Genomic DNA, 23,159 nt, shown 5'->3' on the forward strand with positions numbered 1-23,159 from the left:
CGATGGGAAAGGCGGTTAAATATGTTCCAGCGTGTTCAAACAAAGGAAGAACATTTTGGGTTCGAGCAACTATGGGGAGATTTTTGTGAAGAAAGAAACTTAATGTTCGTAGAACGTAATTTAAATCCATCACGATTTTTATTAATAGAAGATGAACATCCTATTGGTACAGTAGAATGTATTAAGTATACGGTACCTGAACAATCGAATTCTGAGTTTTTCTATCCGTTTTCTAAAAATGATTTAGTAAAAGATTTGAAGAATGTATATGAAATAGGCAAGTTAAGTATTTCGAAAACGTCTCGTGGAAGAGGACATTTCAAAAGGCTAACAGCTATTTTATTTATACATGCGTTAGAAACAAAAGCTGAATGGTACATTGCAGCAGTAACAAAAAGAATGTATATGTATTTACTTACACTTGGTTTTCCAATTGAACCAATAGATAATCCTTTTCAGTTTCATGATACTTTACAAGGTGTACCAGTAAGAATTCATGCTCGAAAAGGGGTTACGCATTTGTATTCTTTAAAAGAATTTCGTGATGTGATTCAAGGGAATGCTCATGCACAGGCATTAATTACAGAATACAGTAAAAATATTATGTTAACGAAATAAAGCGAAGTGAATATGTATAATAAAGAGAATAATATTTGTATAGGATATAACTCTTCATTAAAAAAGACCCTTATTATTTTAATAAGGGTCTAAAAATTATAATCCAAATATACTAAAAATCATTTTGCGGCGCTTCGGTTTCTTTTCTCGTTCATATGTTGGTTTTGAATCCGGAGTAATATAAATGGGTTCTTCTTTCGTTAGGGCAGCTTCTAACTTTTGAATTCGCTCTAACATTTCCTCCATTTCACGACGGTGTTGTAAAAGTTGGTACGTGACGACATCATTTGCCTTATCTTGCATTTGTTCTTCCATTCGATCAAGTCTTCTCGTAATAGTGTTTAATTGATTAGCTAATTGCTCAAAATCATTCGATGATATGTTTTGAACAATTGTATTAACTTGAGTTTTTAATTCCTCAACTTCATTTGAGGAAGCCTTTTGAGTAGATTGAGAATTTTGAGATTGCTCTATTTGAAATCGATGGTGTTCTAACATTTGATCGACATCCTCTTGTGTGAAAATAAAGTGGCCATATTTGTTTTTCTCTATCGTAAGATTTAATTGTTGCGCGATCCGGACAACAGCCTTTGGGCTAACACCTAATTTCTTTGCGATAAATGGTGTTTTATATTCCAAAATAATCCCCCCTATATATATCCTGTTGAATGATTTCGAGCTATGAAGTAAGTTCCCTTCTAGTGCGACAAAAGAAGTGTGGAATCGGCAAAGAAAGTGTTTTTTCACGAAATTGAGTTGAGGAGAATAGTTCTTTTAAATAAAAATGTCTTATCGTAACATTTAGAATAATTTGACGAGTGTAAATGAATTAGATTATCATAATGATAAATATCTTTTTTATGTATGCATATAATATATAAAAAGGTGGTTGCTAATGTAGAATTTTGTTAGAGTATTAGAATGCTTACTTCACTTGAATAAAATTAAGTAGGAGGTGGCTTCCTTGCTTACAAAGTAAGTAAGGAAAAGTATTTGGACATATATAGTATAAGTATAGTGATTGTTTTAATTGCCTTAACGGCATTTTTCGTTGCAGCAGAATTTGCAATTGTTAAAGTGAGAAGTTCACGAATTGACTATTTAATTGCAGAAGGAAATAATCGTGCAACATCGGTCAAAACAGTCATTACAAACTTAGACGAATATTTATCTGCTTGTCAGTTAGGAATTACTGTTACAGCTTTAGGAATTGGGTGGTTTGGTAAACCTGCGTTAAAGCAAATGTTTGATACGCTTTTTGCAAATTGGAATATCTCTACTCAACTAGCAGACATTTTTGCTGTAACTTTAGTATTTTTGTTAATTACTTTTTTACATGTTGTAATAGGGGAATTGGCCCCAAAAACATTTGCAATTCAAAAATCTGAACAAGTGAGTTTGCTTGTTTCTAAGCCGTTAATTTTCTTTTATCGTATTGCATTCCCGTTCATTTGGCTATTAAATGGTTCAGCTCGAATCATTACGAAGCTGCTAGGGCTGAAACCGCCGAAGGGGCATGATGAGGTTCATTCAGAAGAAGAATTACGGTTGTTAGTTTCAGAAAGTTATAAAAATGGTGAGATTAATCAATCTGAATATAAATATGTGAATAAAATTTTTGAATTTGATGATCGGATTGCAAAAGAAATAATGGTACCTCGAACTGAAATGAATATTATAAGTAAAGAGATGCCTGCTGAAGAAGCTTTGCAAAAAATGTCTCGTGAAAAATATACAAGGTATCCAGTTGTTGATGGCGACAAAGACCACGTAATAGGTTTTGTGAATTTTAAAGATATTTTTACTGAATTTGTACAACATAAAGCTGTTAATAAGAAGACAGTAGAGCAATATGTGAGACCAATTATTTTAGTTATCGATTCTATTCCCATTCATGATTTGTTTTTAAAAATGCAAAAAGAAAGAACACATATTGCTATATTGATAGATGAATATGGTGGGACATCTGGACTTGTTACTGTTGAAGATATTTTGGAAGAAATTGTTGGAGATATTCAGGATGAGTTTGATACGGATGAGCAGCCAGAAATTCAAAAGGTTAGTGAAACGAAGACGATACTAGAGGGAAAAGTACTTGTTAGTGAAGTGAATACGTTATTTGGTTTAGGGATTGATGATGATGGTGTTGATACAATCGGTGGTTGGATTTTAACGAAGAATATAGAGATTGCTGAAGAGGATTCCATTGAAATTGAAAATTATAAGTTTTGTGTGAAAGAATTAGATGGACATTATATAAAAAGATTAGAAGTTACAAAGATAGTAGAATCGATTGTTATTTTAGAAGATGAAAAACAAATTTCGTTACAAGAGCAAATTAGCTCGTAAACTCTGCTATATAGCAGAGTTTTTTTGAGCATAATGTTTTTTGAGGGATAGGGGCTATGATACAATGACATAAGTTGAACCTTTCACTAGGTGAAGTATTGTTGTATACATATATTTGGAAGGAGAAGAAGTATGAAAAAGCATTTATATATAAACGGAAATTGGAAATCTGTAAACACGTATAAACCATTATACGCACCATATTCTGAAGAAACATTAGCGGAAATTGCACAAGGAACGGAAGAAGATGTAAAAGAGGCTGTTACTGCTGCAAAAAATGCAATGACAAAAATGAATACATTATCTGCATATGATCGTGCGACTATTTTAGAGAAAGTTGCACAAAAAATGGATGAAAGAAGAGAAGAATTTGCAGAGATTATTGCAAAAGAAGCTGCAAAACCAATACGTGCTGCAAGGGGAGAAGTAGATCGTACTGTTCAAACGTACAAATTTGCAGCTGAAGAAGCGAAGCGTATATATGGTGAGACATTGCCATTAGACGCCGCACCTGGTGCAGATGGGCGTATTGCATATACAATCCGAAAGCCGATTGGGGTTATAGGGGCTATTACACCATTTAATTTCCCATTAAATTTAGTAGCGCATAAAGTTGGACCAGCAATCGCTGCCGGAAATACAGTTGTATTAAAGCCAGCTGATCAAACGCCATTATCATCTTATGCATTAGTTGAGTTATTTGAAGAGGCAGGATTGCCAAATGGAGCTTTAAATATCATTTCTGGCCCTGGCCCCACGGTTGGTGAGGCAATCGTCAAAAATGATTACGTTGCTTCTATTACTTTTACCGGAAGTCCAAAAGTTGGAATCGGAATAAAACAAAAGGCTGGGCTAAAACGAGTTACGTTAGAACTAGGCTCAAATGCTGCTGTTATTATTGATGAAGATGTAGAGTTAACAGATGAAATAATTGAACGTGTAAAATGGGGAGCATTTGTTAATAATGGGCAAGTTTGTATTTCAGTACAACGTATTTTTGTACATGAAACGAAAATACATGAATTTCTCTCAAAGCTAAAGAAAGCGATGGAATCAGTTGTTGTTGGTGATCCATTGCTTGAGGAAACGGATGTATCAGCTTTAATTTCAAAAAAAGATGTAGAGCGAATTGATATGTGGGTTCAAGAAGCAATTAAGGAAGGAGCAACTGTTTTATGTGGTGGTAAGAAGCAGGATGCAAGAATTTTTGAACCGACTGTATTAACAAATGTTCCAGATCATGTATCTGTGCAGTGCCAAGAAGTATTCGGTCCACTCATGACAGTAAATACATTTAAAGAATTTGATGAAGCGATTGAGCAAGTAAATAATTCGCGTTACGGCTTACAGGCAGGAGTATTTACAAATAATTTATTTAAAGCAATGCGTGCAATTGATGAGCTAGAGGTTGGTGGTGTCATGATTAATGATATTCCAACGTTCAGAGTAGATCATATGCCTTATGGTGGTGTGAAAGAAAGTGGCACGGGACGCGAAGGAATTAAATATGCAATAGAAGAAATGACAGAAATGAAATTAGTATGTATTAAAAAATAAAGTGGAAAAACTTAAAACTTGCACTAAAAAACGAGTAGGAAATGTTTACGATTCCATACTCGTTTTTTACGCTTCTAGTAACTATTTAATTAAGTGTAACTTTTACTTCATTTCTTGTTTGAAAATAGTATCTTCTACATAAATTTGTTCTTTATCTATAGCAGTAGCATGAGTTAATACTAAACCGATTGGTGTTTTTGTATCTTTATTTTGAACAATTGTAAAAGGAACATTTTTTTCGTTTGCTAATTTAATGTATTTTGATAAATGTGGGTAAGCAATGCCACCATTTAGGAGGAGTTGTAATGATTGAGAAGAGCGCATGCTACCCGCCACTTCAGAGTATACATTACTTTGCATTACTTGACCGATTGTTAAAGCGATTTCCACACGCTCACGTAATGTAGTTAAATACATATTACGTTCTTCTGGTTTGTTTTGCTTTTGGCCGTAAATGCCTTCTTGGAGATAATCTTCCACATTTTTATTTACCATATTTTTCACACCTTTCATTTTCTATTGTACGCAAGAATTAAAAATGATGCAAAAAAAAGTCGTTTTGACTACGGAAATAATGAAAATATGTGAAGGAAAAAGGGGATTTGTATACAATTAGTTAAATAAGAAAGAAAAAATAATTTTATCAACAGAAATTAACAAAATGTGACAAAAATCTATTAACGAATCGTATTTTTTGTGTTAATATTCAAAATATAAAGGGTATTCGTCGTATGGAAATGGAGGGAATGGAGGTTTTTCCAATCGATAAGGATATTAAAGAAATATTTTGTTCACACTTGAAAAACAATAGGCACCAATTCGTAGAGAACTGGAAAAACAAAATGATAATTTCCGAAAAAGATCCATTTAAACTAGAAGTAGTTCAAAATGGAGAGGATTTACTAGAGTTAATTATCGAACTTACTATGGAAGATAAAGATATAAATTATCTTCAACCGTTATGTGAGAAAATTGCTATTGAACGTGCTGGAGCAGATGCGAATATTGGAGATTTTGTTTATAACGCAAACGTGGGAAGAAATGAACTTTTCGAAGCGATGTGTGAATTAGATGTTAGCGCTCGTGAATTGAAACCAATTATGGCAAAAATACATACTTGTTTTGACAAATTAATTTATTATACCGTTTTAAAATACTCGGAAATTATATCGAAGAATTTAGAGGAAAAACAGCAATATATTAACGAAACACATAAAGAAAGGCTGACGATTTTAGGGCAAATGTCAGCTAGTTTTGTACATGAATTTCGTAATCCGCTTACTTCCATTATGGGGTTTGTTAAATTATTAAAGGCGGATCATCCGAGTTTATCGTATTTAGATATTATTTCGCATGAATTAGATCAATTAAATTTTCGTATTTCGCAATTTTTACTCGTATCGAAAAAAGAAATGTGGAATGAATCGGAACGGTTTTGGCTTAATGACTTGTTTCAAGACATTATACAATTCTTATATCCGAGTTTGGTCAATGCGAATGTTTTGATTGAAAAGAATTTACCGTATCCAATTCCGCTTGTTGGTTATCGGAGTGAAGTGAGACAAGTATTTTTAAATATATTAATGAATTCAATTGATGCTCTTGAATCAATGAAAGAAGAACGAAAAATTATCATTGATGTATTTGAAGAAGATCAAGCTATTCGAATTGTGATAAAAAATAATGGACCAATGATTCCAGCTGAAAATGTAGAAACGATTTTTGAACCATTTGTAACTACTAAAAAGTTAGGAACTGGTATTGGATTATTTGTATGTAAACAAATTGTGGAAAAACATAATGGATCCATTATGTGTCGATCAGATAACGATTGGACAGAATTTCAAATTGCATTTCAAAAATAAACAGTCTACACCAAATGAATGGTGTAGACTGTTTTAATTTGTGAGTATAACGGCTTCTAATTTAGGATCTTTAGTTGAATAACCTACTATTGAAATTGTATAAATAACATTTGGTTCAACATTGAATTTTGGTATAGTCAATAAAACGTTTTTATTATCTGCGAGTGAAATTTCAATATCTGCTGTACCAGGGCTAACTTGCAAAAAATCTGTTATTTGTTTAAAGAGTACATTTTCAAATAAATGATCCCCATCTTTTAAATCTACGTTTACAACAGGGGTATCTGGAGAGAAATGTGCAAACCGTATTTTGGCTTGACCAGCTGGTAAATGTGTATTATCAAGTATAGGCTGTAATTGTAGGTGATTATCACTATTTATTGCAGCAAGAGTATAAGTATGATTTCCCATTATTGGTACCAACGCTGAAAAGATTGGAGTTTCATTTCCGACAGGAACAATATCTATACGGTATTTACCTTGCACTAATGATAAATAAGGGCTGAATTGCTTAAATGAAATATTTTTAATAACCTTTTGTCCGTTTACTAAAATGTCAACCGCTGGTATATTTGGATCGGCATGAAAAATTCTTATATGTGACGGTAAAGCAGCTTCTTGTGAGTCTCTTGTTTCATACGCCTGTACAAGTTTTGATAGTGCATCGTAATATTTCATATATAATTCTATATATTTTTTAGGATTACGAAACTGATAGTAACGTGCGAGTTGTTCGTATTGTGTAACTTCTTGTCCATATTTTTCGATTTCAGATTGAGACATGAACATTCCTCCTTTGTCATCATTAAAACTATATGCGAAGCAAGAAAGCGGTTATGCAAAAAAAATGATTTTATAAAGGGAAAATTAAAAATTGACAACAAATATGTTTTCATAAAGAGGTACTGGTGCTTACGAGAATTTCGCAGAGTAAAGCAGTACATATGACTGTACGAAAGTAAAATAAATGCCAAATTGAAAGTGCATTTCAATTAACATATTGAATACATGTCCAAAAATCGCTAGAAAACTAGGGATTTTTTTAATTATAGGCAAATACACATACAAAGTGATAATTGTCCTACATAAATTATAAAGGAAAGATACTTTGAATCTGAGGAAAGGAGTGCCACTTCGGGATAGGGATATCCCGATAGTAATTGTGAATGAAGTTATGAAAAGGTTTTGTGTTATAGGCTGTAGGATGAATTTGTAAACTTCATTTTTCTATTTATTTTAGCAATTGACAGTATTAACCCATAAGAGAGCGTCATGACGAACTGATTAGTGTGGTTAATCGGTTCTTTTTTTATAGTTTAAAACTGAAAAGTTTACATAATGAATAGGAATCTGAATTGATTAGTAAGGTGGGTGTCGAAATTTGTTTTAAAATATGCAATTTAAAGTAGGATAATAGGAAGGAGTTTAACGGGAGTTCCGTCGAAGTGTACAGAATGTCGGCATTTAAGGACAGTTGGCATTATGCTATAAAAACATTTGGTGATGTAGTCATTTCATATAAAAAGGAGGGTTATTTGGGCGTATAGAAAAGGGTTGGTCTTCGGTTTTTTAGTTCTGAATTTTCTGTTTTATAAAAATTTTTAAGCACTCATTTGTATATTTTATAATAGTTTTTTGATAAATTCACTGCTTTTGCAGAGGATTCTTTTTTATGAAAGAAACGTCAATTTTCTTCATATATATATACAAATTGGAGAAATGGGGGAGCGCTATGCGCGATTACTTAATTAAACCACTTGTTGGTCAGCCGTATCCAATGATTTCACATGGAAAAGGTGTTTATTTGTATGATCAAAATGGCAATAAATATTTTGATGGTTCGTCAGGAGCAATTACGGCAGGTATTGGGCATGGCGTAAAGGAGATTGCAGACGTTATTAAAAAGCAAGCTGAGGAGATTGCTTTCGTTTATAGATCACAGTTTACGAGTGAACCAGCTGAAAAATTAGCGAAGAAGTTAAGTGATTTAAGTGTAGGAGATTTGAACTGGAGTTTTTTTGTAAATAGTGGCACGGAAGCGAATGAAACAGCTATGAAAATTGCAATTCAGCATTTTCAAGAGCGAGGTATTCAAGGGAAACATAAAATTTTATCAAGATGGATGAGTTATCACGGTATTACGATGGGTGCTTTATCGATGTCTGGGCATCCACTACGTAGACAACGTTTCGTATCTATTTTGGAAGATTATCCGACTATACCAGCTCCATATTGTTTCAGATGTCCTGTTCAAAAGGTATATCCAACTTGTCAGCTGGCATGTGCGACTGAACTAGAAAGATCAATTGAAAGAATTGGTGCAGAGCATATTGCTGCTTTTATTGCTGAGCCGATTATCGGAGCAGCTGGAGGCGCGGTTGTTCCGCCGAAAGACTATTATAAAGTCATTAAAGAGATTTGCGACCATTACGATATTTTATTTATTGCGGATGAAGTAATGACTGGGCTCGGTCGTACTGGAGCATGGTTTGCGATGGAGCATTGGGGCGTAGAGCCGGATATTATGACACTTGGTAAAGGGTTAGGAGCGGGATATACACCGATGGCAGCGACAGTTGTAAGTGATCGTGTTATGGAACCAATATTACGTGGATCACGTTCAGTAATGAGCGGTCATACGTTAAGTGCAAATCCATTGTCTGCAGCAACGGCTTTAGCTGTTATTGAATATATGGAGAAACATAATCTTCCTGAAAAAACAGCAGAAAAGGGAGAGTATTTAATAAAAGGCTTACAGAAAGTTCAGCAACAATCGACAATCATTGCTGATGTGCGCGGAAAAGGGTTGCTAATCGGGGTAGAATTGCAACCGTTTACAAAAGCGTCAGAGCTTATTTCAGTTGCAGCTAAAAATGGTCTGCTGTTATACCAAGCAGTTTCAGGGCAAGCAGGAAAAGAAGATAGTGCACTGCTTGTAGCACCGCCAATGACAACTACATATTCCGAGTTAGATGAATTACTTTCAATTTTCTCTAAAAGTGTGGAAGAGATGATGCAAAAAGGAGGGCATAGTATCGCATGACAACTATTACAAATACATTCGGTAAATTAAAAGAAATTGAGGAAGTAATTTCTTTGTTCCATGATGATATGACATTGATGTTTGGGGGATTTGGAGGGATTGGATCCCCTCCATCTTTAATACAGGCAATTTTAGAAAAAGGCGTTACAAATTTAAATTTAATTGGAAATGACACTGGATTTCCTGATGTAGGTATCGGTCGTCTTGTTACAAATGAAAGAGTTAAATCAATAATTACTTCTCACATTGGCTCCAATCCAAATGCAGGAAGGCAACTAAACGAGGGAAGGTTACAAATTGAGTTTTCTCCGCAGGGAACATTAGCAGAGCGTATTCGCGCTGGTGGCGTTGGTCTTGGTGGTGTTTTAGTTGATGTTGGTGTTGATACGATTGTAGAAGAGGGAAAACGAACAGTTGAAATGAATGGTAAGACCTACTTAGTTGAAACAGCATTAACTGCTGAAGTTTCAATTGTATATGCGAAAAAGGCAGATCCGTTTGGTAACCTTGTATTTGACAAAAGTGCACGAAATATGAATCCCCATGTAGCTATGGCTGGGGATATAACAATTGTAGAAGCAGAAGAAATAGTCCCGCTTGGAAGTTTAGATCCAGAGGAAATTGTCGTTCCAGGTGTTTTCGTAAATTATATTGTACCGTCGGAAGGAGTGAACTGGAAATGGGTATGGGCGTAGAAGTGAGGGATAAGATTGCTAGGCGTGCGGCGAAAGAAATACAAAATGGTATGATTGTAAATTTAGGTATTGGCATACCATCGCTTGTACCAAATCATTTGCCTGAAGATATAAATGTTATGTTTCATGCGGAAAATGGAATCGTCGGCATGGGACCAACGCCAAGTAAAGGGAATGAAGATGAAAATTTGTGTAATGCAGCAGGTTTACCAACTTCTCTTATAACAGGAGCGAGTTATTTCGATAGCTGCACAGCGTTTGGGATGATTCGAAAAGGTTTGCTAGACATAACGATTCTTGGTTCATTACAAGTAAGTGAAAATGGTGATTTAGCAAACTGGATTGTACCTGGAAAACGTGTTCCAGGTATTGGTGGAGCAATGGATTTAGCACAAAAAGCGAAGCGGGTCGTTGTTGTGATGAATCATGTTGATAAGTACGGAAATGCAAAAATTGTTTCAGAGTGTACATTGCCATTAACTTCAAAGAAATGTGTAGATTTAATTATTACTGATATGGCAGTCATGGAGGTAACTCCGAGTGGACTTATATTACAAGAATTAATGAGCCCATACACAGTAGAAGATGTAAAACGACATACAGAAGCTGATTTTCAAATTAGTTCTAACTTACTAGTAATTGAATGAAGGGAGATGTAATATATGGAGCAATTAAAAAAGCAAGTTTGTGATTATATTGAGAGCCATGAAGAGGAAAGTGTGAAATTTTTAAAACGATTAATTCAAGAAAAGAGCGTATCTGGTGATGAAAGCGGTGCGCAGGCAATTGTGATTGAAAAATTACGTGAATTAGGTTTAGAGCTCGATATATGGGAGCCTTCTTTTTCTAAAATGAAAGATCATCCTTATTTTGTATCACCCCGTACAAGTTTTTCAGATAGCCCAAATATTGTAGCAACTTTAAAAGGAAGTGGCGACGGGAAATCTATGATATTGAATGGGCATATTGATGTAGTTCCAGAAGGGGATGTGAATCAGTGGGAACATCATCCTTATAGCGGTGAGAAAATCGGAAATCGTATATATGGCCGTGGAACGACGGATATGAAGGGCGGAAATGTCGCACTTATGCTTGCGATGGAAGCGATTATTGAATCTAACATTGAATTAAAAGGAGACATCTATTTTCAAAGTGTAATAGAAGAGGAAAGTGGCGGAGCAGGGACATTAGCAACTATATTACGAGGATATAAGGCAGATGGTGTCATTATTCCGGAGCCTACTAATATGAAGTTTTTCCCGAAACAACAAGGTTCCATGTGGTTTCGTCTACGTGTAAAAGGGAAAGCTGCACACGGTGGAACGCGCTATGAAGGGGTTAGTGCAATTGAAAAAAGTATGTTTGTTATAGAACATGTAAGAAAGCTAGAGGAGAAAAGAAATAGTCGAATTACAGATCCGTTATTTAAAGAAATTCCGATTCCAATTCCAATTAACATTGGGAAAATTGAAGGAGGGAGTTGGCCAAGTTCTGTTCCTGATGAATTAATTTTAGAAGGAAGATGCGGTGTTGCGCCGAATGAGACTATAGAGGCGGCAAAAGAAGAGTTTGAGAATTGGATTGCTGAATTAAATGATGTGGACAATTGGTTTGTTGAAAATCCAGTAGAAGTAGAATGGTTTGGAGCGAGATGGGTTCCTGGTGAACTAGAAGAGAATCATGAACTCATTACGACACTTCATCACAACTTTGTTGAAATCGAAGGGAACGAACCAATTATTGAAGCATCTCCGTGGGGGACTGATGGAGGTTTATTTACACAAATTGCAAACGTACCAACAATAGTATTTGGTCCAGGAGAGACGAAAGTAGCACACTATCCAAACGAATATATAGAAGTTGATAAAATGATAGCTGCCGCAAAAATTATTGCATGTACATTACTAGATTGGTGTGAGGTGAAAAAATGAAATACTATGAATCTTTTAGAGAACAGACGAATTGTTATACAGTAGAAGGTGTTTTAGATTATTTTAATAAGCGTATTCGGGTAGATCACTATACAGGAAATGTTGAAAGTATTATACAGACAATTGACGAACTAGCAGAGAAACATTCTTTCACTAAATGTATTATTAAAGGAAAGGGAGAGCATGTTTCAACATGGCTCTCTTTCGGTTTTTTGTTGGAAGCAACGATACCTCATTATTTTCAAGGACACGATGCATACTTTTTTGTGAAATATAATAATGATGAAAGACGAAATAGTATGCATTGGATTGAGGAAGATACTATATTAAGCGGTGTAAAAGGAAAAGAAATAAAAGAAAAAGTAGTTCCAGAGAAATTTTTGCTGAGAAAAGCGACTGAAGAAGATGCAGAAGAATTAGCAACTGTATTCGGAAAAGTATTTGAAGTGTATCCGACACCTTTAAATGAAGCGAGTTATGTATTACAGACGATAAAAGAAGACGATACAATTTACTACGTGTATGAATTTGAGGGGAAAATTATTAGTACAGCATCTGCAGAAATGAACATAAAGGAAGGGAATGCAGAATTAACGAATTGTGCTACTTTACCTGAATACCGTAAACATGGATTTATGAAAAGTTTACTAATTAAATTAGAGGAAGAACTTCAAGAAAGATCTATTTTCTGCTCCTATACAATTGCTCGATCGCTTTCTTTCGGAATGAATGCTGCCTTTCATCAATTAGGCTATACGTATACAGGAAGACTGGCGAATAATTGCTACATTTTCGATAAGTTGGAAGATATGAATATATGGGTGAAAGATCTATCTAGCTATTCGAAAGCAGTAAAACTTCCGCCTCAAAATTTGGCTGTAAAGCAAAACAGTTAGGTGGAGCTGGGTGTTTGAAAAAGCCGTACTAATTAGAGTTTCGAGTTATCTAATGAAAATATGAAATTGATTAAAATTATAGAACGGAATCGTCATGCTTACAATCGCACATAGGTGTGCCGAAAATTCGGCATGTAATTGCTGGATTTTCGGCAAGAGGGGGGATGACATTGCTAGCAGTTTCGACACAAGAAGTCATTGAAGCGATTTTGGGCAGTATTGATGAGGCTATACACGCTGTAGATGAAAATGGAATTACAATATTTTATAATTCTGTAGCTGCAAAACACGATGGATCGAAGATTGAAAAAGTGTTAGGGAAACATCTGTTAGAAGCGTTCCCGTCTTTATCAAGGGAAACGAGTACATTGATGAAAGTACTAGATACAAAAAAACCTATCGTACATCAGGTACAACATTATCAAAATTTAAATGGTGAAGATGTTTGTACAGTAAATACGACGTTACCTATTTTTATAGATGGGAATATTGCTGGGGCTGTTGAAATTGCAAAGGATTACTCTACAATTCAAAAGCTTACTGACACAATTGTTGACTTACAGTCGAAAATAAAGCGATCATCTAGAAAAAAAGTGATTAAAAAGCACGCTGCATTTGAGACGATAGTGACAAATGATACGCGGTTTAAACAGACGAAAGAGTTAGCACAAAAAGTAGCACCAACAGACGCGAATGTTTTAATATATGGTGAAACAGGAACAGGAAAAGAACTGTTCGTACAAGCAATTCATGAAGCTTCTAAAAGAAAAAACAAGCCATTTATTGCACAAAACTGTGCAGCTTTACCAGAGTCGCTATTAGAAAGTTTATTGTTTGGAACGACAAAAGGAAGCTATACGGGAGCGATTGAAAGAGCTGGGCTATTTGAACTTGTTGATGGTGGTACATTATTTTTAGATGAACTGAATTCAATGCCTCTTGATTTGCAGGCAAAAATGTTACGAGTGTTAGAAGATGGAGTCATTAGAAGAATTGGTGATAATAAGACGAGAAAAGTAGATGTTCGTGTTATTACCGCGATGAACCAGCCTCCAGAAATATGTTTACGAGAGAATAAAATTCGCACTGATTTATATTATCGCTTAAACGTATTTTCATTATATATCCCACCGCTTCGTGAAAGAACTGAGGATGTACTATTATTAGCATCTTATTTTTTGAAAGAATATAATAAAAGTTATAAAAAAGGTGTACTTCAAATTGATGAGGAAGCGAAAGATAGACTGCAAGCTTATCAGTGGCCTGGAAATGTACGGGAGTTAAAACATACGATTGAACATGCTGTTATTATTGCAGAAGGGAATACATTAACAGCCAATTGTTTACCACGTACATTTCGGAAAGAGAAGTTTTCGAAGAAGAAGGGTATAATGCCACTTAGAGAAGCACTTCATCAAACAGAAAAAGAATTAATAGATCAAGCGTTGATTGAAACGGAAGGGAATATATTACAAGCCGCAAAAATGTTGGGTATCCCTCGTCAAACGCTTCAATATAAACTGAGCAAGTACGACAAAACCGCCGAATAATCGGCGGTTTTTGTGTGTTTGCACCAATAAAAGAGCGTTTACATATATAAAAAGTAATGAATATGATGTTAAGTATTGATTTCATACAACGCTTAAAAATATTTTTTCGCTTATGTAATAGGGTTCTCCGCACATTTACTTATCAACAATGTAAAGTTGGCATAACTATTGCTTATATAAAGGATGAGCGTATAAAAAGGGGGAATAGCAATGTTACATGATGTATACAAACCAAATCGTCACTGGAAGGATATCGAATTATGGAAAGATGTTACTGAAGAGCAATGGAATGATTGGGTTTGGCAATTAACGAATACGATCAAAACGTTAGATGACTTAAGAAAAGTAATTAACTTAACACCTGAAGAAGAAGAGGGCGTTAAAATTTCAACGAAAACGATCCCGTTAAACATTACACCGTACTATGCTTGGCTAATGAATCCTGATGATCCACGCTGTCCGATTCGGATGCAATCAGTACCGATTTCGGAAGAGTTATATAAAACAAAATATGATTTAGAAGACCCACTTCACGAAGACGAAGATTCACCAGTTCCAGGGCTAACACATCGTTATCCGGACCGTGTACTATTCTTAGTAACAAATCAATGTTCTATGTATTGTCGTTACTGTACACGTCGTCGTTTTAGTGGACAAATTGGAATGGGTGTACCGAAGAAACAATTAGATGATGCAATTGCTTATATTCGTGAAACGCCACAAGTACGAGATGTATTAATCTCCGGTGGTGACGGACTTCTAATTAACGATAAAATTTTAGAATATGTATTAAAAAATTTACGAGAGATTCCGCATGTTGAGATTATTCGTATCGGAACGAGAGCACCAGTAGTATTCCCACAACGTATTACAGAAAACTTATGTAACATTATTAAAAAATACCATCCAGTATGGTTAAATACACATTTCAATACATCTATTGAAATTACTGAAGAATCGAAAAAGGCATGTGAAATGTTAGCGAATGCTGGTGTTCCAGTCGGAAACCAAGCAGTAATTTTAGCTGGTATTAACGACAGCGTTCCAATTATGAAAAAACTTATGCATGACTTAGTAAAAATCCGTGTACGTCCATACTACATTTATCAATGTGACTTATCTGAAGGTATCGGTCACTTCCGTGCACCAGTATCTAAAGGTCTTGAAATTATTGAAGGTTTACGTGGACACACATCTGGTTATGCTGTTCCGACATTCGTTGTTGATGCGCCAGGCGGAGGCGGTAAAATTGCACTTCAACCAAACTATTTAATCTCACAAAGTGCAGATAAAGTTGTACTTCGTAACTTTGAAGGTGTTATTACGACGTATCCAGAGCCAGAGAGCTATATTCCAGGAAGAGCGGAAGGATACTTTAAAGAGATTTATCCGAACTACGAAGAAAAACGTTCAGATGTTGGTATCGCAGGTCTTATGAGCGATAAGAAATTTAACCTCGTTCCAGACGACTTACAGCGTATGAACCGTCGTAAAGACTACGAAGATAATGATACTCATGCATCTTTAAAAGATAAACGTGATAAGCGCGATCAATTAAAAGATAAAAAATATCAAGCACAAATGGCTAAGTTAGAAGAAAACGACAAAAAAACTGAGGGTGATGCAGTATGAATTGTATGTGGTGTGACAGTACAGAAGCGAAAGAAAGCTTGAATACTGTATATTGGGAATTACCAGATGGTACGAAAGCCATTGAAATCCAAGAGACACCATGTATTTCTTGTTCCTCGTGCGGGATGGACTATCAATCAGACCATACAGTAAAAGAAATTGAAGATCAATTATTCTTAATTTACACGAAAGATTTACCAAAACAACTAACATATGAAGAATTAATGGGAAGACCGCGTCTATTAAAAAGAAATTATTTCGACTTTTAACCAGCTTTTATGCTGGTTTTTTTCTTTTTTGCCTTGTATAATGTACCCAAGTTAGAAAGGTAGGGAATATTTTTGAAAAAGACATTTTACCATTATATGATGAAGCATCGTGCAGCTTTATTTAGAAATGAAATTTCAGATTTAGCAGAGGCGATGTATGATGATTTAAGTTTTCCGAAGCAATCTGAAGACTATGATGAAATTAGTTCATACTTAGAGTTGAGCGGAATGCTAGAAAGTATGTCTATATTTGATGAAGCCTGGGATTTATATATACAAGATAGATAAAAACTATTTGAAAACATACAGAATACATTACTTTATTTAAAGTGAAGTATTCTGTATGTTTTTTTATTATGAAATTTGTTGATTTAAAGCTAGTCTAGTTACTAGCTTTTGTTTGAGTGTAATGTAAATTTTATAAGATTATATTTTTTATTGAAAAAATTTATGAATATAAGCTTCTGTGATAAGCGTTTTTATGTAGGTTGCATATACTGATATCAAAATCACGACGTCAAAAAAAGGAGAGATAGAGATGGCAAGAAAAAAACAACCTAAATACAACGTAGGGGACATAGTCGTGATTACGCTATATGGAACCGTTGGGAAAATCACAAATATGAAGGTTTTAGATGGAGTTTATGTATACGAAGTCAATAATCATGATGGATTTTACGTAGAGCAAACATTGCAGCACGTTACAGAGCAAGATATGAAAAAGGGCGATACGGAGTGGATTGAATTAAATTATAATTTCACGTTTGGTGATCTTGTGCAAGTAACTGGATATGATAAAGATGTTTTCCGTATTGTTGGTTTTCGTACAGAAGTATGGAGATATAAGAATGACGCATGGGAAGATACAATTTATGAATTGTCACGGATTACGGATGGTGAATGGTTAGAAGCGGATGAATCAGATTTAACGTTACTCGCCAATGCTCAAACGGCAAATGCAATTTTGAAGAAAATGAAACAAGATAAAGCAGGTATGAATAAATTAGATTTAGGAAAGTTAAAGTCAATTAACAACTCGAAAAAAGTGAGTGTTAAGACGAATCGTCAAGAAATCATTGATGGATTACTTGATATTTATAACGATTATCAATTATTGTTCGATACATTTAAAGATGAAGAATATAAAATTGTAATGGATGTTGTTCATAATTATTTAGTTAAATTGACAGAGAAAAAATAGTTAACTAGAAAGAGAGAATAAATTGAACAACAACATATGCAGTATAAGGTATGCCTACAACTATTAAAAAAATAAAAAGCCACTTTATAAGAGAGTCTGCCCATTGATCTTCATGCATGAACTCTTCTTTTGTTTGTCCTACTTCATATTGATTTTCCATTATTATTTCCCCCTTTGAATAGCTTGTACTACAATCGTATGCATCTCGTCCAAAGCTTATGACCTATAAAAAAATAAAATCTATTTTTCTAATCTCATATACATAATTTTGAGATTTTTTCATAAAACAGAAATAAAGGAGTGATGCTCATGAAGGAAATTGAAGTCGTGATTGATACGGAAGAGATTGCGGAGTTTTTTTATGAGCAACTAATTGAAAGAGGGTACGTCCCAAAACGAGAAGAAATTGAAGATCTCGCAGATATTACATTTGAGTATTTATTAGAGAAATGCATGATTGATGAAGTTTTTGATGAAGAGGATGAATGAAAGTAACGACGGGCATAACTCGTCGTTTTTTACTCTTTACAAACCTGTCACAAATATAGTCAATAATTATTGGTATAATGAAAAGGAAATTTTACTCAAGAGGTGAAGGAATGTTCAAAAAAATTATTGATTCTTTATTAGGAAAGAAAAAATATCGTTCGTATTCAAGTAGTGATTATCGTCGTAGAGGGCGCTCGTATTCAAGTAGCGATTATAAACGACGTTCATCTGGTTATGGACATCAACATTATAAAAGAAAACGTAAAAGCCGTAGCTTCTTTTCAAGTAGCTGATGAAATGGCGTCGTGTACTAGCATTATTTGATAGACCACTGCGAAAAAATACAATTGTTGCAGAGCGTTATAAAATTGAATCAGTAATTGGAATGGGCAGTTATGGGGTTACATATGTCGTTAATGATTTACAAATAAATAGATATAAAGTCTTAAAACAATTAAGACAAAGTAAACAAAGATATGAGTCTGGTAGAAAATCATTTGAACAAGAGAAAATGATTTTACAAACATTAAATCATCATGCAATTCCTAGTCTATATGATCATTTCCTATGGGAGAAAAAGAGCTTCTTTGTGATGGAGTACATGCCTGGTAAAAATTTTGAAGATTATATTTTCATAGATGGGTATGTATATACAGAACGCGAAGTTTTTGAGATTTTATATGAAATATTAGAAATTGTATCGGTGTTTCATAGTGAAGGCATTATTCATCGAGATTTACGCATTCCAAACATACTAATGAAAGAAAATCAAATTAGTATTATCGATTTTGGATTGGCTAAATGGAAAGGTGAAGATGATGAGCGAGCTACAACTTACGAAGGTGAACAAGCTTTGATGCGAGAAGTTCACTTTCGTAGCGACTTTTATGCGCTCGGTCATTTCTCATTATTTTTATTATATGCAGGATATGAATCTAATGAAAAACAGGAAAAACCATGGTACGAAGAATTAACTTTGGAACATTATAATCGTGAAATGCTTATGCGAATGTTACAAATAAAAACGCCGTACTATGAGAATGTACAAGATTTAAAACAAGATGTAGCTTCTGCTTTAGAAAGGATGGAGACTCCATGTTTCAAAAGTTTTTAGCAAGCGTTGGTATTGGAAGTGCAAAGGTAGATACTGTTCTTGAAAAAGATGAGTATATTGTTGGGGAAGAAATAGTTGGAAAGGTTCATATAACTGGAGGTTCAGTTAGCCAACAAATTGAAAGCATTTACTTAACATTATCGACGTCGTATGTACGAGAAGTGGATGATAAAAAAGTAACAGCAACATATGATTTAGAGCGAGTGCGCTTAACAGAACCTTTTTCTGTAGAACCGAATGAAAAAGTTGAAATTCCATTTTCTTTTCCAATGCCAATTGAAGCACCACTTACACTTGGTATGAAAACGGTTTGGATTCATACAGGTCTTGATATTAAACGTAGTATAGACCCAAGTGACCGCGACTACGTTCAAGTGTTACCTAATGCATTATTAAGTAGTGTTTTAGATAGTGTAAATGAATTAGGGTTTAAAGCACGTCATATAGAATGTGAAGAATTACCGCATCGATTACGTAAGCAAGTTCCATTCGCACAAGAATTTGAGTTTATTCCGGTTTCTGGAGAGCATTATGGGAAATTAGATGAATTAGAATTATTAATCTTGCCACGTGCATACGACCGACTAGAAATTATTATGGAAGTAGATAGAAAATCCCGTGGTTTAGCTGGATTATTCGCTGAGGCGCTTGATCTTGATGAGAAGGTGATTCGTTTTACCGTAACAAGAGAAGATATCCCTGAGATGAAGCAAAAAATTAATAATTATATTTTTTAATAAACTATGCATAAAAAAGAAATGGAGAGGAAAACTAAAACAACCGCTCCATTTTTTTGCATAGTGAGGTTATGTATGTGAAACGATATCGACATTTATACTTGCTAAGTTTTACGTTACTCATTTGTTTTGTCGTATTATCACTTTCGTATCATACCGCTTGTATTGAGAACTTTGACAATATAGTCGCACATTTTATTCAAAGCTTTCGAAACGATTATTTGACGACCTATTTTACTTGGGTGTCTTTTATCGGTTCCAAAAGAATATATTTTCCATTACTCATTATTCTTGTAATGTATTTTCTCGTTAGAAAAAAGTTACTTAGTGCGTTACTTCTAACAATTAATTACTACGGATCTCGTTATTTAAACAGTATGCTTAAACTATGGTACGAACGAGCAAGACCTGATGTCACGCAGCTTGTTACTGCAACTGGATATAGTTTTCCGAGCGGTCATACGATGAATGCTACTGCTTTTTTAGGATTTATTGCATACGTCACAATTACTGAAGAGCGTATTTCGTTGCATAAAAAATTGTTAATTATTCTTATAGCAAGCTTTGTTGTATTATCTATTTCAGTTAGCCGAATATATCTTGGCGTGCACTATCCATCTGACATATTAGCAGGATGGGCAGCTGGCGGTAGCTGGCTCGTTTTATGTGTTATATTCCATAAAACGTTCATAAAAAAAGAACCTATGTCATAATAGGTTCTTTTTTCATTGGCTCAACATGAATGTGTGCATGGTAAATTCCAAATTTTTTGCGCAGCATAGCTTCGATGTTGTCGGTAATACAGTGACTTTCTCCAACATCCATGCGAGCATCTACTTCAATTGTAATATCAACGTACGTTTGATTCCCATACATACGTGCTCGAATATCTACAATGTTTTCCACACCGCCAATATGCTCAATAGCATCAGCGTATTCTTCCATTTTATCAGGATCAATTCCATCTGTTAGCATATGAGAAGATTCTACGAAAATCTCCCATGCAGTTTTACAAATAATAAGACCGACAATTAAAGCGGCAATAGGGTCTAAAATAGGCATTTGGAACTGAGAACCGACAATACCTACTACGGTACCAATACTTACGAGTGCATCTGATAAATTATCCTTTGCAGCGGCTTCTAATGATTTACTTTTTGTTCGTGCTGCAATTTTTTTCGTATACAAATACACGCAGTACATAACGACAGCAGAAAATAAAGCAACCCATGCAGCGAGTACATTAGGCGCTGCTTGTTTCGGATTTAAGAAAGATTGAATGGCACTAATAACAACTTCTAATCCGACTGTTGCCATAATGAAGGACGCAACAAGTGATGCGATTTGTTCGGCACGCGAATGCCCATACGGATGATCTGGGTCACGAGGTTTACGAGATATTTTTAGACCAATTAATATCGCTAAAGAAGCACCGATATCCGTTAAGTTATTTAAACCGTCAGCGCGTAATGCGCTAGAGAGGGTAATATAACTGATGATGATTTTCATAGAGGATAAAAATATGTAGGCCATAATGCTGACAATAGCACCTTTATCAGCTTCTTTATGAGAAAGAGTATCCATTTTAATCACTCACCTTTCTTTAAAGGAATTTCTTTCTATAAATAGAGTATCAAACGAAAGTTGTGTGGGTCTATACAAACATTGTTGACGTTTTATAGCTTTTTAAGAAGGGGATAACAAAGTTTCGTAAAGGAAAAATATGTTGAAAAGTACAAAGTCAAGGTGTGAACCTAATTGGAGTTTATTTACTAAAGAGATAGAGGGTAGATGGATGAGGAAACGAATACTTTTCTTACTACGTATTATTCTTATCATGACAAGGTGTAATTCATTAAACGATGAAAAACTTCAAAAGATAATTGTGAAAATAGATGAAAACCCTCTGAAAAATATTTTCCAGAGGGCTTTCATTTTAGTATGCTTCTAAAAACTCAGTAACTTGCTCTTCTGTTTTTGCATTAGCACTATGTAAGTGGCCTAGCTTCTCACCGTTTTGGTATACAAGTAAACTTGGAATACCCATTACTTGATACTCTTCAGCGATACTTGGAAACTCATCTTTATTGATAGAGTACCATTCAAATTTATTGAACTCTTCCATTACATCTCCGATAAAGTTGTCCATACGTACGCAATCTGGGCACCATGTAGTAAAGAACTTAACAACTACAGGCTCCTCGCTTGCGATGATGTCTTTGAATTCTTGTTCTGTTTTAATTTCTTTCATAAGTAAAACTCCTTTCAATATCACACGAATTTATATGCAAAATTCGTATTTGCAAACATGTTGCAAACTTATTATTTGTTTTTTAGTTTTGTAGTTCGTTCACACTTATAAAATTATATGTAACATGACTGCGCTACTAAGTGTGAAAATAATGGAACCTCACTTTTCTTTATAAGCTTTTTCCAGGATTGTGTCAAACTTTTGAATTTTATACAGAAATTAAAGAAGCCCACACTTTGATTGAGTATGGGCAGAGGGACTAAAATTAATCGCTTATTAATTTCGAATAGATATTTAAATCGATAAGCTTTCCAGCTGATTTTTCGCTCTTTCTCAGAGTACCTTCAAAAGTAAAGTTTAATTTTTCTAATACTTTTATGGAATTTACATTTGCAGGTTCAACTTTTGCTTCAACACGATTTAGTTTTAGATGTGTAAAAGCATAATCTAATAAAGAGGATATTGCTTCAGGTGCATATCCTTTACCCCAAAATGTTTTTGAAATATCATAGCCAATCTCAGTCTTTGAGTTTTCAAAATCTAAGGAATTATAGCCACATGAACCGATAATATGATTAGATTCTTTTTCAATAATAGTAAAACGTATAGCTTTATTATTTTGAGCGAGTTCGTTAAGGAATTGAATCATATCTTTTGCCTGGTTCTCATCAGTGAAATTACTTATATTCATGAATTTAGTAACATCAGGATCAGACCATATTTTAAACATACTTAGTGAATCAGATGCTTTCATTTTCCTTAAATATAATCTCTGTGAGTGTAGTTCTGTAATCAATACTTTTACCTCCGTTATGTTGTAATGATAGGTAGATTAAAAATATTGATATCTGCGCATAAGTCAGTCCCTTCTAGATTAATTAACTTTTATTATACAAGAAAATTACTACATTGAACAAAGGCGTTAATTGGAGGTAACGAAATGACAAACTCATCAATTGAAT

Annotated in this window: 26 protein-coding genes; 19 read left to right on the top strand and 7 right to left on the bottom strand. The window is 34.4% G+C overall.

All coding sequences use genetic code 11. From position 1 onward, the window contains the following. Window positions 1–21 precede the first annotated feature (21 nt). Complete coding sequence (locus tag C3Y97_RS10915; protein ID WP_000487796.1) at window positions 22–618, top strand: hypothetical protein; 597 nt, start codon at window positions 22–24, stop codon at window positions 616–618. A 96-nt stretch (window positions 619–714) separates the two neighbouring features. Here the strand turns inward: C3Y97_RS10915 and racA are convergent, their stop codons facing one another. Next, window positions 715–1,257 carry a chromosome-anchoring protein RacA gene (gene racA, locus C3Y97_RS10920; protein ID WP_000456023.1) on the bottom strand — a complete coding sequence of 181 codons (543 nt, stop codon included), beginning with the start codon at window positions 1,255–1,257 and terminating at the stop codon, window positions 715–717. Between the two features lie 354 nt (window positions 1,258–1,611). Here racA and C3Y97_RS10925 point away from each other — a divergent pair, with 354 nt between their 5' ends. Beyond that, entirely contained in the window at window positions 1,612–2,967 is a 1,356-nt protein-coding gene (locus C3Y97_RS10925; protein ID WP_000356254.1) for a hemolysin family protein, read from the top strand. A gap of 132 nt (window positions 2,968–3,099) precedes the next feature. Then, the gene (locus tag C3Y97_RS10930) at window positions 3,100–4,524 is read left to right on the top strand and encodes an aldehyde dehydrogenase family protein (RefSeq protein WP_000716483.1); all 1,425 of its coding nucleotides are present in this window, start codon (window positions 3,100–3,102) and stop codon (window positions 4,522–4,524) included. A gap of 102 nt (window positions 4,525–4,626) precedes the next feature. On the opposite strand, the gene C3Y97_RS10935 is transcribed toward C3Y97_RS10930, so the two are convergent. Then, complete coding sequence (locus C3Y97_RS10935) at window positions 4,627–5,019, bottom strand: YueI family protein (RefSeq protein WP_000247558.1); 393 nt, start codon at window positions 5,017–5,019, stop codon at window positions 4,627–4,629. A gap of 236 nt (window positions 5,020–5,255) precedes the next feature. Here C3Y97_RS10935 and C3Y97_RS10940 point away from each other — a divergent pair, with 236 nt between their 5' ends. Further along, window positions 5,256–6,389, top strand: a complete 1,134-nt coding sequence (locus C3Y97_RS10940) for a BA2291 family sporulation histidine kinase (RefSeq protein ID WP_000425086.1) — start codon at window positions 5,256–5,258, stop codon at window positions 6,387–6,389. 33 nt (window positions 6,390–6,422) lie between these two features. On the opposite strand, the gene C3Y97_RS10945 is transcribed toward C3Y97_RS10940, so the two are convergent. Further along, window positions 6,423–7,172: a DUF4397 domain-containing protein gene (locus C3Y97_RS10945; protein WP_000083284.1), complete on the bottom strand. Its 750-nt coding sequence runs from the start codon at window positions 7,170–7,172 to the stop codon at window positions 6,423–6,425. Window positions 7,173–8,121: 949 nt separating this feature from the next. On the opposite strand from C3Y97_RS10945, the gene C3Y97_RS10950 reads away from it, so the two are divergent. The 10 genes from C3Y97_RS10950 to C3Y97_RS10995 all read left to right on the top strand — a co-directional run bounded on the left by C3Y97_RS10950 (window position 8,122) and on the right by C3Y97_RS10995 (window position 17,606). Next, window positions 8,122–9,432 carry an aspartate aminotransferase family protein gene (locus C3Y97_RS10950; protein WP_001205882.1) on the top strand — a complete coding sequence of 437 codons (1,311 nt, stop codon included), beginning with the start codon at window positions 8,122–8,124 and terminating at the stop codon, window positions 9,430–9,432. After that, the gene (gene atoD, locus C3Y97_RS10955; protein WP_000208102.1) at window positions 9,429–10,127 is read left to right on the top strand and encodes an acetate CoA-transferase subunit alpha; all 699 of its coding nucleotides are present in this window, start codon (window positions 9,429–9,431) and stop codon (window positions 10,125–10,127) included. The genes C3Y97_RS10950 and atoD overlap by 4 nt, the downstream gene beginning before the upstream one ends. Further along, on the top strand, window positions 10,112–10,774 hold the full coding sequence (locus C3Y97_RS10960) for a CoA transferase subunit B (protein ID WP_000525293.1): 663 nt from the start codon (window positions 10,112–10,114) through the stop codon (window positions 10,772–10,774). Before atoD ends, C3Y97_RS10960 begins: the two co-directional genes overlap by 16 nt. Before the next feature lie 15 nt (window positions 10,775–10,789). Then, on the top strand, window positions 10,790–12,058 hold the full coding sequence (locus tag C3Y97_RS10965) for a peptidase (RefSeq protein ID WP_000436698.1): 1,269 nt from the start codon (window positions 10,790–10,792) through the stop codon (window positions 12,056–12,058). Continuing rightward, the gene (ablB, locus tag C3Y97_RS10970; protein ID WP_000878593.1) at window positions 12,055–12,954 is read left to right on the top strand and encodes a putative beta-lysine N-acetyltransferase; all 900 of its coding nucleotides are present in this window, start codon (window positions 12,055–12,057) and stop codon (window positions 12,952–12,954) included. The genes C3Y97_RS10965 and ablB overlap by 4 nt, the downstream gene beginning before the upstream one ends. A gap of 164 nt (window positions 12,955–13,118) precedes the next feature. Further along, on the top strand, window positions 13,119–14,504 hold the full coding sequence (gene rocR, locus C3Y97_RS10975; RefSeq protein WP_011110073.1) for an arginine utilization transcriptional regulator RocR: 1,386 nt from the start codon (window positions 13,119–13,121) through the stop codon (window positions 14,502–14,504). 210 nt (window positions 14,505–14,714) lie between these two features. Next, on the top strand, window positions 14,715–16,136 hold the full coding sequence (gene kamA, locus C3Y97_RS10980; RefSeq protein ID WP_000902142.1) for a lysine 2,3-aminomutase: 1,422 nt from the start codon (window positions 14,715–14,717) through the stop codon (window positions 16,134–16,136). Then, complete coding sequence (locus tag C3Y97_RS10985) at window positions 16,133–16,405, top strand: YokU family protein (RefSeq protein WP_000995763.1); 273 nt, start codon at window positions 16,133–16,135, stop codon at window positions 16,403–16,405. Before kamA ends, C3Y97_RS10985 begins: the two co-directional genes overlap by 4 nt. Window positions 16,406–16,477: 72 nt before the next feature. Then, on the top strand, window positions 16,478–16,693 hold the full coding sequence (locus C3Y97_RS10990) for a YozE family protein (protein ID WP_000750717.1): 216 nt from the start codon (window positions 16,478–16,480) through the stop codon (window positions 16,691–16,693). Between the two features lie 250 nt (window positions 16,694–16,943). Continuing rightward, window positions 16,944–17,606, top strand: coding sequence for a hypothetical protein (locus C3Y97_RS10995; protein WP_000101499.1), 663 nt, complete (start codon window positions 16,944–16,946; stop codon window positions 17,604–17,606). A 4-nt stretch (window positions 17,607–17,610) separates the two neighbouring features. On the opposite strand, the gene C3Y97_RS11000 is transcribed toward C3Y97_RS10995, so the two are convergent. Further along, entirely contained in the window at window positions 17,611–17,766 is a 156-nt protein-coding gene (locus C3Y97_RS11000; RefSeq protein ID WP_000431486.1) for a DUF3930 family protein, read from the bottom strand. A gap of 149 nt (window positions 17,767–17,915) precedes the next feature. Between C3Y97_RS11000 and C3Y97_RS11005 the strand changes: the two genes are divergently transcribed. The 5 genes from C3Y97_RS11005 (at window position 17,916) to C3Y97_RS11025 (ending at window position 20,659) form a co-directional block, all read left to right on the top strand. Beyond that, entirely contained in the window at window positions 17,916–18,095 is a 180-nt protein-coding gene (locus tag C3Y97_RS11005; RefSeq protein WP_000658451.1) for a YozD family protein, read from the top strand. A 110-nt stretch (window positions 18,096–18,205) separates the two neighbouring features. Then, window positions 18,206–18,388: a hypothetical protein gene (locus C3Y97_RS11010; RefSeq protein ID WP_000473371.1), complete on the top strand. Its 183-nt coding sequence runs from the start codon at window positions 18,206–18,208 to the stop codon at window positions 18,386–18,388. Next, window positions 18,388–19,209 carry a serine/threonine protein kinase gene (locus tag C3Y97_RS11015; RefSeq protein ID WP_000872063.1) on the top strand — a complete coding sequence of 274 codons (822 nt, stop codon included), beginning with the start codon at window positions 18,388–18,390 and terminating at the stop codon, window positions 19,207–19,209. Before C3Y97_RS11010 ends, C3Y97_RS11015 begins: the two co-directional genes overlap by 1 nt. Continuing rightward, window positions 19,191–19,946, top strand: a complete 756-nt coding sequence (locus tag C3Y97_RS11020) for a sporulation protein (RefSeq protein WP_000486625.1) — start codon at window positions 19,191–19,193, stop codon at window positions 19,944–19,946. The genes C3Y97_RS11015 and C3Y97_RS11020 overlap by 19 nt, the downstream gene beginning before the upstream one ends. Window positions 19,947–20,023: 77 nt before the next feature. Continuing rightward, a complete protein-coding gene (locus C3Y97_RS11025) occupies window positions 20,024–20,659 on the top strand; it encodes a phosphatase PAP2 family protein (protein ID WP_000833370.1) in 636 nt (211 codons plus the stop codon). On the opposite strand, the gene C3Y97_RS11030 is transcribed toward C3Y97_RS11025, so the two are convergent. From C3Y97_RS11030 to C3Y97_RS11040, 3 genes are all read right to left on the bottom strand, one after another. Beyond that, window positions 20,649–21,530: a cation diffusion facilitator family transporter gene (locus C3Y97_RS11030; protein ID WP_000380385.1), complete on the bottom strand. Its 882-nt coding sequence runs from the start codon at window positions 21,528–21,530 to the stop codon at window positions 20,649–20,651. The genes C3Y97_RS11025 and C3Y97_RS11030 overlap by 11 nt on opposite strands. Before the next feature lie 352 nt (window positions 21,531–21,882). Continuing rightward, on the bottom strand, window positions 21,883–22,197 hold the full coding sequence (locus C3Y97_RS11035) for a thioredoxin family protein (protein ID WP_000658787.1): 315 nt from the start codon (window positions 22,195–22,197) through the stop codon (window positions 21,883–21,885). Between the two features lie 265 nt (window positions 22,198–22,462). Continuing rightward, window positions 22,463–22,993, bottom strand: coding sequence for a GNAT family N-acetyltransferase (locus C3Y97_RS11040; protein ID WP_000627261.1), 531 nt, complete (start codon window positions 22,991–22,993; stop codon window positions 22,463–22,465). Window positions 22,994–23,159: the final 166 nt, after the last annotated feature.

It is taken from the genome of Bacillus sp. DU-106, assembly GCF_004799705.1.
GTDB classification, from domain to species: Bacteria; Bacillota; Bacilli; order Bacillales; family Bacillaceae_G; genus Bacillus_A; species Bacillus_A cereus.

Excerpts from the sequence above, each read along its gene's own strand:
- C3Y97_RS11030 (WP_000380385.1), bottom strand. The coding sequence starts at position 21,530 with ATGGATACTCTTTCTCATAAAGAAGCTGATAAAGGTGCTATTGTCAGC.
- atoD (WP_000208102.1), top strand. The coding sequence starts at position 9,429 with ATGACAACTATTACAAATACATTCGGTAAATTAAAAGAAATTGAGGAA.
- C3Y97_RS10940 (WP_000425086.1), top strand. The coding sequence starts at position 5,256 with ATGGAAATGGAGGGAATGGAGGTTTTTCCAATCGATAAGGATATTAAA.
- C3Y97_RS10965 (WP_000436698.1), top strand. The coding sequence starts at position 10,790 with ATGGAGCAATTAAAAAAGCAAGTTTGTGATTATATTGAGAGCCATGAA.
- rocR (WP_011110073.1), top strand. The coding sequence starts at position 13,119 with ATGACATTGCTAGCAGTTTCGACACAAGAAGTCATTGAAGCGATTTTG.
- C3Y97_RS11020 (WP_000486625.1), top strand. The coding sequence starts at position 19,191 with ATGTTTCAAAAGTTTTTAGCAAGCGTTGGTATTGGAAGTGCAAAGGTA.
- C3Y97_RS10960 (WP_000525293.1), top strand. The coding sequence starts at position 10,112 with ATGGGTATGGGCGTAGAAGTGAGGGATAAGATTGCTAGGCGTGCGGCG.
- C3Y97_RS11010 (WP_000473371.1), top strand. The coding sequence starts at position 18,206 with ATGTTCAAAAAAATTATTGATTCTTTATTAGGAAAGAAAAAATATCGT.
- C3Y97_RS11015 (WP_000872063.1), top strand. The coding sequence starts at position 18,388 with ATGAAATGGCGTCGTGTACTAGCATTATTTGATAGACCACTGCGAAAA.
- C3Y97_RS11005 (WP_000658451.1), top strand. The coding sequence starts at position 17,916 with ATGAAGGAAATTGAAGTCGTGATTGATACGGAAGAGATTGCGGAGTTT.
- C3Y97_RS10945 (WP_000083284.1), bottom strand. The coding sequence starts at position 7,172 with ATGTCTCAATCTGAAATCGAAAAATATGGACAAGAAGTTACACAATAC.
- C3Y97_RS10995 (WP_000101499.1), top strand. The coding sequence starts at position 16,944 with ATGGCAAGAAAAAAACAACCTAAATACAACGTAGGGGACATAGTCGTG.
- C3Y97_RS10930 (WP_000716483.1), top strand. The coding sequence starts at position 3,100 with ATGAAAAAGCATTTATATATAAACGGAAATTGGAAATCTGTAAACACG.
- C3Y97_RS10915 (WP_000487796.1), top strand. The coding sequence starts at position 22 with ATGTTCCAGCGTGTTCAAACAAAGGAAGAACATTTTGGGTTCGAGCAA.
- C3Y97_RS11035 (WP_000658787.1), bottom strand. The coding sequence starts at position 22,197 with ATGAAAGAAATTAAAACAGAACAAGAATTCAAAGACATCATCGCAAGC.
- C3Y97_RS10950 (WP_001205882.1), top strand. The coding sequence starts at position 8,122 with ATGCGCGATTACTTAATTAAACCACTTGTTGGTCAGCCGTATCCAATG.
- C3Y97_RS10935 (WP_000247558.1), bottom strand. The coding sequence starts at position 5,019 with ATGGTAAATAAAAATGTGGAAGATTATCTCCAAGAAGGCATTTACGGC.
- ablB (WP_000878593.1), top strand. The coding sequence starts at position 12,055 with ATGAAATACTATGAATCTTTTAGAGAACAGACGAATTGTTATACAGTA.
- C3Y97_RS11000 (WP_000431486.1), bottom strand. The coding sequence starts at position 17,766 with ATGGAAAATCAATATGAAGTAGGACAAACAAAAGAAGAGTTCATGCAT.
- C3Y97_RS10985 (WP_000995763.1), top strand. The coding sequence starts at position 16,133 with ATGAATTGTATGTGGTGTGACAGTACAGAAGCGAAAGAAAGCTTGAAT.
- kamA (WP_000902142.1), top strand. The coding sequence starts at position 14,715 with ATGTTACATGATGTATACAAACCAAATCGTCACTGGAAGGATATCGAA.